The sequence below is a fragment of the Proteiniphilum sp. X52 genome (genome assembly GCF_003712195.1).
GTDB lineage: Bacteria > Bacteroidota > Bacteroidia > Bacteroidales > Dysgonomonadaceae > Proteiniphilum.
The window spans coordinates 138,221-152,139 of the sequence record NZ_RDSD01000002.1; the positions used below are offsets into that span (position 1 = coordinate 138,221).

The 13,919-nt window shown below is 39.7% G+C and carries 18 protein-coding genes; 17 read left to right on the forward strand and 1 reads right to left on the reverse strand.

Going from position 1 to position 13,919, the window contains the following annotated elements; all coding sequences use genetic code 11:
• Positions 1 to 24: 24 nt before the first annotated feature.
• From D7D25_RS02920 to D7D25_RS02960, 9 genes are all read left to right on the forward strand, one after another.
• Positions 25 to 357 carry a hypothetical protein gene (locus D7D25_RS02920; protein WP_148038831.1) on the forward strand — a complete coding sequence of 111 codons (333 nt, stop codon included), beginning with the start codon at positions 25 to 27 and terminating at the stop codon, positions 355 to 357.
• 11 nt (positions 358 to 368) lie between these two features.
• Positions 369 to 632, forward strand: coding sequence for a hypothetical protein (locus D7D25_RS02925; protein ID WP_122967468.1), 264 nt, complete (start codon positions 369 to 371; stop codon positions 630 to 632).
• 294 nt (positions 633 to 926) lie between these two features.
• Entirely contained in the window at positions 927 to 3,443 is a 2,517-nt protein-coding gene (locus tag D7D25_RS02930) for a DNA methyltransferase (protein WP_122967469.1), read from the forward strand.
• A gap of 221 nt (positions 3,444 to 3,664) precedes the next feature.
• Positions 3,665 to 4,171 (forward strand): hypothetical protein, encoded by a 507-nt coding sequence (locus D7D25_RS02940; RefSeq protein ID WP_122967471.1) that lies wholly within the window; start codon positions 3,665 to 3,667, stop codon positions 4,169 to 4,171.
• A 45-nt stretch (positions 4,172 to 4,216) separates the two neighbouring features.
• Entirely contained in the window at positions 4,217 to 5,926 is a 1,710-nt protein-coding gene (locus tag D7D25_RS02945; protein WP_122967600.1) for a DNA cytosine methyltransferase, read from the forward strand.
• 4 nt (positions 5,927 to 5,930) lie between these two features.
• A complete protein-coding gene (locus tag D7D25_RS17920) occupies positions 5,931 to 6,086 on the forward strand; it encodes a hypothetical protein (protein WP_158602522.1) in 156 nt (51 codons plus the stop codon).
• A 20-nt stretch (positions 6,087 to 6,106) separates the two neighbouring features.
• Positions 6,107 to 6,751 (forward strand): DUF6291 domain-containing protein, encoded by a 645-nt coding sequence (locus D7D25_RS02950; RefSeq protein ID WP_148038832.1) that lies wholly within the window; start codon positions 6,107 to 6,109, stop codon positions 6,749 to 6,751.
• 58 nt (positions 6,752 to 6,809) lie between these two features.
• Complete coding sequence (locus D7D25_RS02955; RefSeq protein ID WP_148038833.1) at positions 6,810 to 7,337, forward strand: hypothetical protein; 528 nt, start codon at positions 6,810 to 6,812, stop codon at positions 7,335 to 7,337.
• A complete protein-coding gene (locus tag D7D25_RS02960) occupies positions 7,334 to 8,185 on the forward strand; it encodes a phosphoadenosine phosphosulfate reductase family protein (RefSeq protein WP_122967474.1) in 852 nt (283 codons plus the stop codon). The genes D7D25_RS02955 and D7D25_RS02960 overlap by 4 nt, the downstream gene beginning before the upstream one ends.
• Before the next feature lie 37 nt (positions 8,186 to 8,222).
• On the opposite strand, the gene D7D25_RS02965 is transcribed toward D7D25_RS02960, so the two are convergent.
• Positions 8,223 to 8,543, reverse strand: coding sequence for a hypothetical protein (locus D7D25_RS02965; protein WP_122967475.1), 321 nt, complete (start codon positions 8,541 to 8,543; stop codon positions 8,223 to 8,225).
• A 100-nt stretch (positions 8,544 to 8,643) separates the two neighbouring features.
• Here D7D25_RS02965 and D7D25_RS02970 point away from each other — a divergent pair, with 100 nt between their 5' ends.
• The 8 genes from D7D25_RS02970 (at position 8,644) to D7D25_RS03005 (ending at position 13,548) form a co-directional block, all read left to right on the forward strand.
• A complete protein-coding gene (locus D7D25_RS02970) occupies positions 8,644 to 9,240 on the forward strand; it encodes a hypothetical protein (protein ID WP_122967476.1) in 597 nt (198 codons plus the stop codon).
• 158 nt (positions 9,241 to 9,398) lie between these two features.
• Positions 9,399 to 9,791 (forward strand): recombination protein NinG, encoded by a 393-nt coding sequence (locus D7D25_RS02975; RefSeq protein WP_122967477.1) that lies wholly within the window; start codon positions 9,399 to 9,401, stop codon positions 9,789 to 9,791.
• A 143-nt stretch (positions 9,792 to 9,934) separates the two neighbouring features.
• Entirely contained in the window at positions 9,935 to 10,423 is a 489-nt protein-coding gene (locus D7D25_RS02980) for a helix-turn-helix domain-containing protein (protein WP_122967478.1), read from the forward strand.
• Positions 10,420 to 11,718 carry a hypothetical protein gene (locus D7D25_RS02985; protein ID WP_122967479.1) on the forward strand — a complete coding sequence of 433 codons (1,299 nt, stop codon included), beginning with the start codon at positions 10,420 to 10,422 and terminating at the stop codon, positions 11,716 to 11,718. Before D7D25_RS02980 ends, D7D25_RS02985 begins: the two co-directional genes overlap by 4 nt.
• A 104-nt stretch (positions 11,719 to 11,822) precedes the next feature.
• The gene (locus tag D7D25_RS02990) at positions 11,823 to 12,299 is read left to right on the forward strand and encodes a hypothetical protein (protein ID WP_122967480.1); all 477 of its coding nucleotides are present in this window, start codon (positions 11,823 to 11,825) and stop codon (positions 12,297 to 12,299) included.
• Entirely contained in the window at positions 12,292 to 12,654 is a 363-nt protein-coding gene (locus tag D7D25_RS02995) for a D-Ala-D-Ala carboxypeptidase family metallohydrolase (protein WP_122967481.1), read from the forward strand. Before D7D25_RS02990 ends, D7D25_RS02995 begins: the two co-directional genes overlap by 8 nt.
• 1 nt (position 12,655) lies before the next feature.
• Positions 12,656 to 13,252 carry a hypothetical protein gene (locus D7D25_RS03000; RefSeq protein ID WP_122967482.1) on the forward strand — a complete coding sequence of 199 codons (597 nt, stop codon included), beginning with the start codon at positions 12,656 to 12,658 and terminating at the stop codon, positions 13,250 to 13,252.
• Positions 13,240 to 13,548 (forward strand): hypothetical protein, encoded by a 309-nt coding sequence (locus D7D25_RS03005; RefSeq protein ID WP_122967483.1) that lies wholly within the window; start codon positions 13,240 to 13,242, stop codon positions 13,546 to 13,548. Before D7D25_RS03000 ends, D7D25_RS03005 begins: the two co-directional genes overlap by 13 nt.
• The last annotated feature ends 371 nt before the right edge of the window (positions 13,549 to 13,919 follow it).

Sequence of the window (13,919 nt, forward strand, 5' to 3'; positions counted from 1 at the left end):
AATTTAAGCATAAAAATAAATCTGATGAGAGTTCCCGGAGCGTCCCTGTTGAAGCTGAAAGGAAAGCGAGAGGTAAAAGAGTGTTTGGTTATTCCGGTTGAAGATTCAGGCTTATACGTGGGTGAGAAAGGAGTATATCTCAATCTCACGGCCATTGAGTATCGCGAACAAAAATACAGTGATTCGCACTTTGTGAAAATGAGTGTTGAACGTGAGGTTTACGATGCTTTGACTGAAGAAGAGAGAAACGCCATACCGATAGTTGGCGGCCTACGTCCTATCATTCCAAAACCAATGAAGGCAGAAGGTGAAATGGATATTCAGGATGCTGAATATGTGGATGATTTACCATTTTAAAGACAATCGATATGAATTACAGATTAGGGAATCAACCAAAATACAAAATTGGTCAAAAAGTAGCAGTAAAAGTAAAATCCAAATACGACGCCAAAGAATCTGTATTTGAATTTGATAACATGATTGAAGGTCATATATCCGTAATAAAAGCAGCCGGTACATCAGAAAAAGATACCTACTCATATGGAATTACTACGGATATGCCAAGATGCTATCATAGTGGGAAAGAGCCCTTCATGTACATTTTAGAAGATTCTGTAAAAGTAATTGATTAACACCGAAAGCGTTCGGTGCAGGGAATTGGGAACATCTTGGCAAGCAGATGCTTTCTCTTTTCCCGAAAATTAAAATGTCTTCTCTTGTAAAAAGCGGAAAACGCCGCTTGTGAAAGTAGCGGTAACTTGGGTGTAAAGGTTTTTCAATGGCACGATAGCCTGAATAATCTACTTAAATGTAGACGTTGGCAGGGATTAACTGGTAGCAATCTATTGAGTGGTTCGATTCCACTACACCCACAAAAACAATTGTTTTCAAAACCAATCGGCGCCGGTTTAAAATCAATTAAACAGATGAATTATATCAATTTTTTAAAATCAAAAATTTACGTTGCACCGGAAACCGGATTACAGGTAGAAATTCCGATTGTGGATTTCAAAGACGGTACACAGCTATTGCCACATCAGCGAGATGCAATCAATTGGGCATTACGTGGAGGTAGAAGAGCGTTGTTTGAGAGCTTTGGATTGGGAAAAACCATTCAACAACTTATCATTTGCCAAACTATCATAAAAGAAGTTGGCGGTAAGGCGTTGATTGTTGCACCGCTTGGAGTTCGTCAGGAATTTAAGAAAGATGCTGAAAATAAGCTGGGAATGCAGATACACTATGTAAAAAGCAACGAGGATGTGGATGCTTTGCCGGAAGGTTCTATTTGCATTACCAATTACGAACGTGTGAGAGATTGCGGACTTGATCCGAAACAATTCACCGTTACCAGTTTGGACGAAGCGAGTGTATTACGGTCGTACGGCAGTAAAACGTATCAGACTTTTCTCGACAAATTCAAAGGCATTCAGTTTAAGTTTGTTTGCACCGCCACACCATCGCCAAACAAGTACAAGGAATTGATTCACTATGCAGGTTATCTCGAAGTGATGGATACAGGACAGGCTTTGACACGGTTTTTCAAACGGGACAGCACCAAGGCAAACAACCTGAAAATCCATCCGCACAAAGAAAAAGAGTTCTGGCTGTGGATGAGTACGTGGGCGTTGTTTATCACAAAGCCGAGCGATTTGGGATACTCGGATGACGGATACGATTTGCCGGAAATGGATATCCACTATCATTGCGTTTCTGTGGATAACTCTACTGCAGGAGTAGACCGGGACGGACAGGTTAAAATGTTTCGAGAGGCTGCACTCGGATTAAAAGATGCTGCTCGAGAAAAAAGGGCCAGCCTGCCCGCAAGAATAGACAAAATGAAAGAGATGGTAGATGCCGATCCTGACAGTCATTATATCATCTGGCACGATTTGGAAAATGAACGGCACGAGATAATGAAAACGCTGAAAGGTTATGATAATATTGCCCAGGTTTACGGTTCACAGGATTTGGATAAAAGGGAACAAACCATCATCGATTTTTCGGACGGTAAAATACAGTACTTAGCCACAAAACCAACGATTAGCGGTCAAGGTTGCAATTTCCAATATCATTGTCACAAAGCTATCTTTTTGGGAATCGGGTATGAGTTTAACGACTTTATACAGGCAATTCACCGTATTTACAGATTTCAGCAACAACATCAAGTTGAAATTCATATAATTTACGCCGAAAGTGAGGCTGAAATATTGAAAGTTTTATTAAAAAAATGGGAACAACATAACTATTTAGTACAGAAAATGACCGAAATTATAAAAGAAAACGGATTATCTTCTACCAATGTAGAGCAAAAACTGCTACGTACACTCGGAATTGAGCGCAAGGAAGAGAAAGGGAAACATTATCATGCAATTCAGAATGATTGTGTGCTTGAAACGCAAACCATGCAGGACAATTCTGTAGGGTTGATTGTAACCTCTATTCCGTTTTCCAATCATTACGAATACACCCCCACCTACAACGACTTCGGACACACGGACGATAACGAGCATTTCTTTGCTCAAATGGACTACCTTACACCGCAACTGCATCGGATTTTGATGCCCGGACGTGTAGCTTGTATTCACGTGAAAGACCGCATTTTGTTTGGCAATGCAACAGGCGACGGTATGCCAACCCTCGACCCGTTCAGCGACATGACTGTATTCCACTTCATCAAGCACGGATTTCGGTACATGGGCAGAATAACCATCGAAACGGACGTGGTGCGGGAGAATAACCAAACCTACCGGCTCGGCTGGACAGAGAACGGGAAGGACGGCACAAAGATGGGGGTGGGGTGTCCCGAATACATCTTGCTGTTTCGGAAACTGCCGACCGACACAACAAGAGCGTACGCCGATAATCCGGTTGTAAAATCGAAAGACGAGTACACTCGAGGACGTTGGCAAATTGACGCGCGGGCGAAATGGAACTCATCTGGAAATCGTTTATTAACACGGGAAGAGATAAGGCGGTCGGCGGTGGATAAGATAAATATCTATTTCAAAGAAGAGATGAAATCAATGATGTACGACTACAATAAACACGTTGAAATAGCTAACGAAATGGATGATTTGGGCAAGCTGCCGGCAACGTTTCAAACGCTCGATGTTCCGGCCCGGACAATGTTTGTTTGGGATGATGTTAACCGGATGCTAACACTGAACAGTTCACAATCGCAAAAGAAACTAAACATGCATATTTGTCCACTTCAATTTGATATAGTAGATAGATGTATTGATCGTTATTCGAATAAAGGAGATGTGGTTTTCGATCCGTTCGGAGGTCTGATGACAGTGCCATACAGATCTATATTGAAAGGCAGAAAAGGTGTAGCTACCGAATTAAATCCTGAAAGTTTCAGAGACGGTATATTCTACCTTCGGAAGGCTGAAATGGATATTGAAGCACCCACATTATTTGATGATATTGCAGTATGAGCCATGGCACGAAAAAAAGCATTCAAACACAAAGATGATTTTGGTGAGAACATTGAAGGTGTGGAAAGATTTGTTATCGCACAACTCAGACGTGCAAAAAATATGATTCCGGTTAAGATTGAAACGGCAGTGAGAACATTTATTCTTGTTCCGAAAGATATGACGGCCGAAAGGATTGAACGATTGAAATTGAAGTATAAAAATAATATGGAAGAGAGAAAATGAAAGAGAATCTATATTCGAACCGCATCAGGACATTTACCGGAAAATACATCGATGTATTCAATCCGGATCCTGAAATGATCTGCATTGAAGATATCGCACACGCATTAGCACAAACTCCACGTTTCGGTGGACATTTAAAGCATTTTTATTCGGTTGCACATCATTCTATGCATTGCTCTGAACTTGTCAGAAACGACAAACTGGCAGCACTTCTGCACGATGCAAGCGAAGCATATTTAACTGATATGCCACGGCCTATTAAGATGCAAATGCCACAATACAGAGAAATTGAAGACAGGTTGATGACTGTAATATCGAAAAAATTCAGTTTTCAGTATCCTTTGAGCGAAGAAGTGAAAATGGCAGATGAAAACGCTCTAAGCTACGAGTGGAATATTTTAATGATTAACGGTTTGAAGTCATATATTATTGATGCTGAAGCTGAGTTTATAAGATATTTTGAAAAGTATAAATGTTTAACTATCAATAGCTCTATTGCTTGAATGAAAGGGAAAAGAGCGGCATCTTTAACGTATAAAAATTTAAATATGCTAAGGACAGTATTAAAAGTACATGATCAGTTTTGTGGCGCAGGAGGAAGCTCTATCGGCGTTCGCAGAGCTGCGAATAGGTATGGTGGGAACATTGGCGTCTCGCTCGCCATGAACCATTGGAAATTGGCGATTGAAACACACTCTACAAATTTTCCGGACACGGATCATGATTGTGCGGATATGTCGGCTGTTGACCCCCGCAGATATACCAGTGCGGATATTTTGATTACTTCACCTGAATGCACCAACCATTCACTTGCAAAGGGAGTAAAAAGAAAATATCAAGAAACAAATACGCTTTTCGGTAATATAACCATTGACCCTTCGGCTGAACGTTCACGAGCCACGATGTGGGATGTGCCACGTTTCGCCGAGGTTCACAACTACAAAATAATAATTGTGGAAAATGTGATAGATGCGCGCAACTGGGTAATGTGGGATGCGTGGTTACATGCAATGCGGAATCTTGGGTACCTGCATAAATGCGTTTACCTGAACTCCCAACACGTTCATCCAACACCTCAATCGAGAGACAGGATGTATGTTGTTTTTTGGAAAAAGGGAAATAAAGCCCCTGATCTGGATATACGTCCATCTGCATATTGCCCGGAGTGTGATAAAGACGTGGAATCTATACAGACGTGGAAAAATCCGAGAAAACAGTACGGGAAATATAAACAGCAATATTTATACTGTTGTCCTCATTGCGGGAGTGTAGTCGAGCCATATTATTATGCTTCGTTCAATTGCATTGACTGGTCCATACAGGGCCAACGGATAGGAGACAGGAAAAAACCGTTATCTCCGAACACAATGAAGAGAATTGAACATGGAGTTGATAAATACGGTAATCAACAGTTAGTGTTGCATGTGGATCATTCTTCGATTCTTGACCGGTTCCATACGTTAGACAGTGCGATGTTCACTCAGACCACCCGACAAGTGGCCGCATTGATAAACCCGCCGATGATTGTTTACTGCAATAATTCCTCCGGTCATCGCAATCATATCCGGAAGATGGATGAGGCCATGGAAACTCAAACCACTCATCACGGAGCTGGCCTACTCGTCCCGGGTTTTATGTCGAAGAATTACGGTGGAGGATTTGAACCCAAACATTCTCCCGTTGGGTTCGATAGTCCCATTGGATCAATTACAACCATAGATCATCATTCCCTTGTGATGATGCCTCACATAGTGACATCGAGGTATTCCAGCGGCGTGGATTGTAGGGTACGGGATTATAATCAACCCATACCAACCCAACCAGGATGTAATGCTCATTATGTGTTAGGTATCCCTTTTATAACAGAGAATTTCGGTAGCAGTAAGTCAAAACCGATTACAAATCCGATCGGATGCCAGACGACGGTGAATAGCTATGGCCTTGTTTCTTCGGAATCTGTAAATGCTTTTTTGACATATTACTACAAAAAATCCAGTCCGACAGGTATTACAGAAGCAATCAACACTGTAACGACAAGAGATAGGACGGGGTTAGTTCTTGCACCATCCGGGAATATTGATATAAATGAATGTTCCTATCGGATGTTAAAACCACATGAAATTCAGGCTGCAATGGCTTTTGAAAGTGATTATGTCATTTGTGGAAATTCTAAAGACAAGGTGAAACAATTGGGAAATGCAGTCACTCCGCCAGTCATGGAGTTATTGATTGACAGATGTATTCAAACATTATTGTAAATATATGAAAGAATTTATCAAAGCAGTAAAGGAGATGCGTACCCATCAGCGTGCGTATTTCCGCACTCGAAGTCAGAGTGAACTGCAGAAATCGAAAGAAGCTGAAAAGAAAGTTGATTTAATGCTTGCGGAAATGAACCGTGAACCATCTTTGTTTTGAGTATGAAAAAAAAATCGTTCGTGTTTTATGAAGATTGGAAGAATGCAATTTCGGGTTTGCCGGATGACGTTAGGCTGGATATTTACGAAAGCATAATAGAGTATGCCATATCGGGAAATATTCGGGGGTTAAAGCCATTGGCAAAGGTTGCGTTTAACTTCATAAAAACGGATATTGACAGGGATACCGAAAGGTATATGTCGATTGTAGAAAGAAACAAAGAAAACGGGAAAAAGGGAGGCCGCCCAAAGGGAACGAATAACCCAAAAAACCCACTGGGTTATCTGGAAACCCAGAATAACCCAAAAAACCTTGATAATGATAATGAAGATGATAATGATATATCTTCTGACGAAGATATAAAAAAGAAAAAATTTTCATTCAAAAAAGCAATGCTTGATTATGGTTTTGATTCCGGGTTGGTGGATGAGTGGCTTATCATTCGAAGATCTAAAAAAGCAGTCAATTCTGAAATAGCTTTTAATGGATTTATTTCAGAAATAGAAAAAACAGGAGAAGATAAAAACAAACTTCTAAAACACATCGTGTTAAAACAATGGCGAGGTTTTGAAGCACAATGGTTGAATAATGAGCAGAACTTCACAAAATATGAAACCAATAAACGAAATTTTGAAAGAAAACCCCATAATTCCGAGCGGTTGTGATGGCCCTAAGTTTGATGCTCAGGATGTTTATCTCACTTCGCTAAAAATGATGGATACTTTGATAAAATTGCGAAATCCAAGTGACAAACTGATATTGACTGAAGAAAACAGATTTGTGACTGGCCAGGTAGCATTGTGGTACTCATGGGATATCCGATTCAAGGGCGATATTCACAAGGGTCTGATGATTCGGGGAAATGTAGGTACCGGGAAAACTCTAATTGTGCAAGCGCTTTGCGAAATCATCTGGGCATACGAGATACTCGTTCCGTGCTTCCTACACGCCACAGAGTTGAGCGATCTGTATGCCAGGGGCGATGTTGATGGCATTGACCGGGCGAAAAAACGTTCATATACGATTATAGATGACGTAGGTGTGGAAGCGGTGGAAACAAAAAGTTACGGAAATATCAAAGAACCGTTTAACGATGTGTTCGACTACCGTTACAGGAATAACAAACGAACGATTATAACAACCAATTTAACGCCATCCGAAATCGAGCAGAAGTACGGCACCAGAATAATCGACAGATTCCGGGAATGTATGAATGATCTAGTTTTGGACGGTGAAAGTTTTAGGAAATGAAAATATTAGTGAGTTATTCAGGTGGAAAAGATAGTCAAGCATGTTTAATACACGCTGTTAACAAATACGGGGGGGCAAATATAACCGCTGTTTTCTGCGACACCGGATGGGAGCACCCACTAACGTATGAGCATGTAAAGAGTGTATGTGAGCAGTTGAATGTGAAATTAGTAATCCTGAAAAGCAAATTTGATTTTGTCGGATTAGCTGAATATAAGAAGCGTTTCCCGTCAACAAAAGCGAGATTTTGTACATCTGAGCTTAAAATGAAGCCAATGATTGATTATGTTCTATCTCTTGATGACAGTTGTATCATCATACAGGGTATCAGGGCGGGGGAAAGCGTATCAAGGGCTAAAATGGACGAACAGTGCATGTATTTCAAATCCTATTTTCAGCCGAACGCTTCTGGTAGGCTTGAAAGTTATCGAAAAAAAGAAGTACAAGAGTATTGTAATAAGTACGATGCTTCTGTTTTACGGCCGATATTCAAATGGACGTCTCAGGATGTAATAGATTATATCCTTAATGCGGGGCAACAACCGAACCCGCTTTATTATAAAGGGTTTTCCCGTGTGGGATGCTTCCCATGTATCATGTGGAGGCATTCAGAAGTAAGAGAGTTGATAAAGGATGAACCGATGAAACAACGCCTTTTAGATGCTGAAAATAAAATGGGTCGATCATTCTTTCCGCCTAATTATATCCCGAAAAAAGCTTGTCCGAATGGTAAATATCCGATGGTGGAAGATGTATTCAGATATATTTCAAATAAAACAAATCCTGATATGTTCGAGCCGGAAGAAGGCTATTCATGCATGAGCATGTTTCACGGGCTATGCGAATAAAAAAGGTGAACCAACGGAACACCTCCAAAAATAATATTCAATCTATATAATCATTTAAGTATTTAATAAAAAAATCAATATGATATATAATATTATCGAATTCTCTGTCATTATACTCGCTATATGATCCAAATGGACTTGAAAATTTTATATCCTTTAATTCGTGTATATATGAATTTAGTGGTAGTGATTTGTCATAAGAATATACGAGATGGGCAAATTCTATAACCACATTCCTAATTTCCGAATATGGGTTTAATATTTCTTCGGATGTAAAATCAGGTTCTTTTGATCTAATAGAAATAACCTGTTCTTTTTTTCTCTCAGCTTCTTTGATATAAAAGTCTTTACTCTTCATAATAATACAATTTTATAGTGATGGTGACAAAAGTAACAAGAATAAAATTGATTTAATAGTAAAATGATATTGAGTTATAAACAAATAATTTTGAAACCTTATGAAAGGAATATGTTTTAAAGAACCTTTATTCCACCTGACAGTCCAGGGGATAAAGAAGAAGACACGGAGAATAGTCCATGTGCCAAAAGGCGCAGTTGGTATTCAGGAAACAGAACAAGAATGGGTTATAAATCCACGCTACAAAGTAGGTGAAATCGTGTATCTGAAAGAGCCGTATTATGTTCATAAGATGAGTAATCCGTTCGTTACTCAAACATGGAGTGAGACTATATATAAGTATGGCGATGATCCGGATGTGGTTACGTATATGGAAGAATTGTTAGGAATAGAGAGGTGGCAAAACAAGCTCTTCATGCCTGAAAAATATGCCCGTCACTTCATCAAGATAACCGCCGTGAGAGCAGAGAGATTACAAGATATTTCGGAGGAAGATTGCCTATTGGAGGGCATACAAGTCACGTTTTATGATCCCGATTGTCCGGAGTCTGGGAATGTGTATTACGCCCCTCTGGTAGATGATGCGTTTTGGACGCCACAAGAGGCATATGCCGCTTTAATCGACAAAATAAACGGTGCTGCCACATGGGAGAGTAATCCGTTTGTGTGGGTGATAGATTACGAACTTTTAAAATAATCTCTATGAAACTACGACTAAAAGCCCGCTTCCGGCTATTTATCAGGAGGCATATTTGTATGTATTTAAGTCAGAATATTGATATTTAACTGAAAAAAGATTATGAGATCAAAAACAGAGAGAGAAATTTTTGATACGTTTTGCCGATTAGTAAGAGTATGAACCAGTACATAGAAACATTAGATAATATATTCTCCGAATACGTGAGATTAAGGGATGCGGACCAATACGGAATGATACGCTGTATTAGTTGCGGAAAGCGTGTGAAGTGGCAATATGCGGATGCGGGACATTTTGTGAGTAGAAAGCACATGGGTTTGAGATTCGATAATAACAACGTGAATGCACAGTGTGTGGATTGCAACCGTTTTAAGTCCGGAAACTTGAAAAAGTATAAACGGGGGTTGATTGTAAAGCATGGCCGGTATATAATTGATTATCTCGAAAACAAGAAAACGGATATCCGTCAATATACCGATTATGAAATAGAATTGCTGTGTTCATATTACCGGAAGCAAATACGATTGTTAAAGGATAAAAAATGTTTGTGATCTTTTTTATTAAATGATCATTCTATATGATTGTATTTAAATCTAAATGAGTTATATTTGTGGTGGATAATGATTTTGATGTTTACAAAATGTCACAATTCTCACCGATAAATGAGGTTTTACCGGTAAACAGATAAAACAATATGTCAGAAATCAGCGAAAAAGATAATAAAACTGGTCGTCCAACAAAGTACAAGACGGAATATGATAAGTTGGCTTATAAGTTCTGTCTGTTGGGAGCAACCGATGCTGATCTGGCTACTTTCTTTGAAGTTACGGAGACTACAATCAACAACTGGAAGATTGAACATCCTTTGTTTTTTGAGTCCATAAAAAAGGGACGTGAGATTGCTGATGCGAATGTGGCCACGAGATTATACAAGCGAGCCACCGGATATACCTGTAAGACAACCAAGTTCGCCACATATGAGGGACAGATAACGGACGAGAAAGAATACGAAGAGCATTATCCCCCAGATACCACCGCCGCTATTTTCTGGCTGAAGAACCGGCAACCTCATAAATGGAGAGACAAAAGGGAATATTCGAGAGAAGATAGTGGCGATATTTCTGATGAAACCGAAAGTGTGACAAAGATGATTCTTCCAGGTGGAAAGGAGATTGAGGTATGATATCGGTTGATTTGACAAAGAACCCAAAGCAGGCTGAATATTTCATCACCTCGATGGCAGCCGCACAAGGTGTAAATGATTATAAGTTTTTGAATTACGGCGGTGGTGTTCGCGGTGGCAAGACATTTGTAACGCTGGCTATCCTGATCCGGTTGTCAGAGGTTTTTCCGAACAGCAGGTGGCATGTGATCAGAAAGGATATGCCAAGTCTTGAATCCACAACCATTCCGAGTTTTGAAAAGATTGTGATTGGATCGAAGCGATGGAAACCATACCGGGACCGTTCCAATTACCATTACAAAAACACATCTACCGGTTCAAAGATTTTTTTCAAAGCTGAAAACATTATTCGGGATCCTAATCTGATGTCTTTTTTGGGATTGGAAACGAACGGGTTTTTCCTTGAACAGTCGGAAGAACTTAGCAATAAACTCTGGGAGAAAGCCATAGAACGCACAGGATCCTGGTACCTTCCGAAGATGCCGCGCGGATTGATCTTTATGACTTTCAACCCCACTCAGAATTGGGTGAAAGATAAAATATATACACCATGGATTAGTGGGGTCTTGCCACCGGAATACTTCTTTATGTCCGCATTGCCTGGTGATAATGCTTTTGTTACAGATGATCAGTTTGCCGGTTGGGATATGATGGCTGAGAGGTATAAAAAACAATTTATCGAGGGGGATTGGACTGATTTTGATTCTGCCGATGGCCGATGGGCATTTGCATTCAGGAAGAGACAACATGTGGGTAAGACGAAATTGAATAACAACCATCCGATTTATCTATCGTTTGATTTCAATCGAAATCCAATTACCTGCACCGTCTGGCAGCATTACGACCGACAGATTTTTTGCATTGATTGCATAAAATTGAAAGACGCTACGATACACCGTTTATGTGCCGAGATCAAAGATAGGTACCACGGTTCATTGATGTTTGTCACTGGAGATGCCAGTGGTGACAATAAAACGACATTGAGTGTACTGACAAACTTCGGAGTGATAAAAAACGCTCTTGGTTTGAGTGATACACAAATGCAATACAGTGCAAGCAATCCGAGGTTACAGGATAGCCGGATGTTGGTGAATACTTTGTTTGAGAAATATCCGATAACTATTGATGAAGATAATTGTAAACCCGTAATTGATGATTTGGAGAAGTGCAAAGCTAATCCGGACGGGACGATTGTAAAGAGCAGATTGAAAGAAGAGCAACAAGCAGATACGTTGGATACGGTTCGTTATTATTTACATCGTTATTTCAGGGACATGATAAAATTTTTTGATTAAATTTAGCTCTTTAAGAGTTTTATTAAATCATAATGACTATATTTGTGTGTCTTTCAATTCAGTTGAGACTGGTTGGTTTCACAGTCTCAAAATACTTAATAAATATGAGCTTAACAACAAAAGAAATGGATGTATTGATTGAAAAGACAAAAGAACTTTTTTGGCTTATTGTCACCGCTTTGATATCGGTGCTAACTCCAGTGCAGAATGTTCTTGTTTTATTGTTCGTTGCTTTTTTATTCAATATTGCTACCGGAATAATCGCCGATGTACATGCAAACAAAGCCAAGTTTAACTTGAAAAAAGCATTTAATGCGGTAACACAGTTGACGTTTTATGCCGCATGCGTTGTTTTTCTTGATTATGGAGCACGTTTGCTTAATGAACCAGAAATTGGCATAACAGCCGTTAAATGGATGACTTACATCGTTGTTTATTTCTACTTGACAAACATTTTTAAAAACGCAAAGCTTATCTACCCGAGTAATCTTGCAATAAAATTTATTTACGAACTTTTATCGACCGAAATTTTTGAGCGATTGAAAAACATGGTCGGTTATAAACCTTCAAAACATGATTAAAAGCAGGCATTTCAAAGAAAGCGAATTCAAAAAGTGCGTTCCGGCATGTTCGCTTCAGGATATGAAACAAAGCACGATAAACCGTTTTGACACGGCTCGTGATATTGCGGGGATTCCATTTGTAATCAATTCAGCATATCGTTCGGCTCAATGGGATAAATCGAAAGGCAGGAGCGGAACAGGTGCGCATACATTGGGCCGCGCGATGGATATACGGTGCAATGCGAATGCCAATCGATTTAAGGTTGTTGATGCCCTTCTAAAGGCGGGTTTTAAACGAATTGGGATTGCGAAAACGTATATCCATGCGGATGATTCTGAGGTTCATTCACAAGGTATTATTTGGTTGTATTGATATGAAAGACAAGAAGCAGATAATCTGGATGATCGTATTGTTGGGAACAATAATCCTTTTCCTGATTACAGGTTGTAAGCCGAAGCAAATTATCACCGAGCGTGTGATTACCCGGGTTGATAGTACGGCAGTGTTGAAGTTGCAGGAGCAACTGGAAGAAAGGAGCAAGGAGGTTGAGGACTTTAAGGCTGAATTGCGACAAGTAAGAGAGGAGAACAGCAGGTTGCAGAGTGAAGTGTCAACCATGACAACAAAGTACGACACGAGCAAGCCCATAGTTCCGGAAACAGGCAAGCCGCCGGTGATGGAGGAGACGAAAACGGAGAGCAAGAGCGTGTTGGAGATAAAAGTTAAGGAACTTAAGGACGTTAATGTTGAGCAAAAACGGGTAATAGAGAGTCTGACTCTGACAAACAGTAATCTGCAGTATGAGATTAAGCATCTTCTGAATGAAAACAGCGAGTTAAAATCGAAAACAATCCCACGAACCGGATTTAACTTCAAATTGTGCGTGTGGAGTTTTATCATTGGGTTGGTTGTTGGAGCGTTTGGTTGGATGAAATTTGGAAACATCATAAAAAAAATATGGAAAAGATAATATTAACATCTATAATAATCAGCCTGATTATTACGGCAATTTATGCAACCACGTGGCCCGGTATGATATTTCACAATCCGACATCCGGGATTAAAGATTTGTTGGAAGCAAAAAAAATAGGAGTGGTTTACAAGCCACTTTTTGGCTGTTTGATTTGCATGAGTAGTTTTTGGACATTCATTGCTTGGTTAATTTCGATGGATGGTTTTCATTTGATTTGGGTGATGCTTTGCGTGGCGGGCATAAACACGATAATAACGGCACTAATAAAAGACATCATTCCTGACGAAATGTAAGGTTAAATAGGTAAAAATGCCGTTTTTGTCAAATATACGGATACAACAAAATGATATAAATATATGCTTTTTAAAATCTTTTCGATAATAATCACGATTCTATTCGCATGGGTGATTTTTCCATACAAATGGATACGTAACTATGCATTCAGTCTGAGAAAAGAGAATGCGATCAGTGAATGTATCGTGAAGGCAATTGAAAATGGATGCAGATATTACGTTGTACAAAATGGAAACAACTTCCACGTTGGCACACGAGCGGAATTGCGGATGTGGAATGGAAAGAATAAACGAAAGTTTATGCCGGTTTTGAATATTGATTATCGGAATGCCATAATATACCACTGTGACGCAAACGGAAACGGACATTA

Coding starts and splice junctions, on each gene's coding strand:
- D7D25_RS02920 (WP_148038831.1), top strand. CDS start 25: ATGAGAGTTCCCGGAGCGTCCCTGTTGAAGCTGAAAGGAAAGCGAGAG.
- D7D25_RS02925 (WP_122967468.1), top strand. CDS start 369: ATGAATTACAGATTAGGGAATCAACCAAAATACAAAATTGGTCAAAAA.
- D7D25_RS02930 (WP_122967469.1), top strand. CDS start 927: ATGAATTATATCAATTTTTTAAAATCAAAAATTTACGTTGCACCGGAA.
- D7D25_RS02940 (WP_122967471.1), top strand. CDS start 3,665: ATGAAAGAGAATCTATATTCGAACCGCATCAGGACATTTACCGGAAAA.
- D7D25_RS02945 (WP_122967600.1), top strand. CDS start 4,217: ATGCTAAGGACAGTATTAAAAGTACATGATCAGTTTTGTGGCGCAGGA.
- D7D25_RS17920 (WP_158602522.1), top strand. CDS start 5,931: ATGAAAGAATTTATCAAAGCAGTAAAGGAGATGCGTACCCATCAGCGT.
- D7D25_RS02960 (WP_122967474.1), top strand. CDS start 7,334: ATGAAAATATTAGTGAGTTATTCAGGTGGAAAAGATAGTCAAGCATGT.
- D7D25_RS02965 (WP_122967475.1), bottom strand. CDS start 8,543: ATGAAGAGTAAAGACTTTTATATCAAAGAAGCTGAGAGAAAAAAAGAA.
- D7D25_RS02970 (WP_122967476.1), top strand. CDS start 8,644: ATGAAAGGAATATGTTTTAAAGAACCTTTATTCCACCTGACAGTCCAG.
- D7D25_RS02975 (WP_122967477.1), top strand. CDS start 9,399: ATGAACCAGTACATAGAAACATTAGATAATATATTCTCCGAATACGTG.
- D7D25_RS02980 (WP_122967478.1), top strand. CDS start 9,935: ATGTCAGAAATCAGCGAAAAAGATAATAAAACTGGTCGTCCAACAAAG.
- D7D25_RS02985 (WP_122967479.1), top strand. CDS start 10,420: ATGATATCGGTTGATTTGACAAAGAACCCAAAGCAGGCTGAATATTTC.
- D7D25_RS02990 (WP_122967480.1), top strand. CDS start 11,823: ATGAGCTTAACAACAAAAGAAATGGATGTATTGATTGAAAAGACAAAA.
- D7D25_RS02995 (WP_122967481.1), top strand. CDS start 12,292: ATGATTAAAAGCAGGCATTTCAAAGAAAGCGAATTCAAAAAGTGCGTT.
- D7D25_RS03000 (WP_122967482.1), top strand. CDS start 12,656: ATGAAAGACAAGAAGCAGATAATCTGGATGATCGTATTGTTGGGAACA.
- D7D25_RS03005 (WP_122967483.1), top strand. CDS start 13,240: ATGGAAAAGATAATATTAACATCTATAATAATCAGCCTGATTATTACG.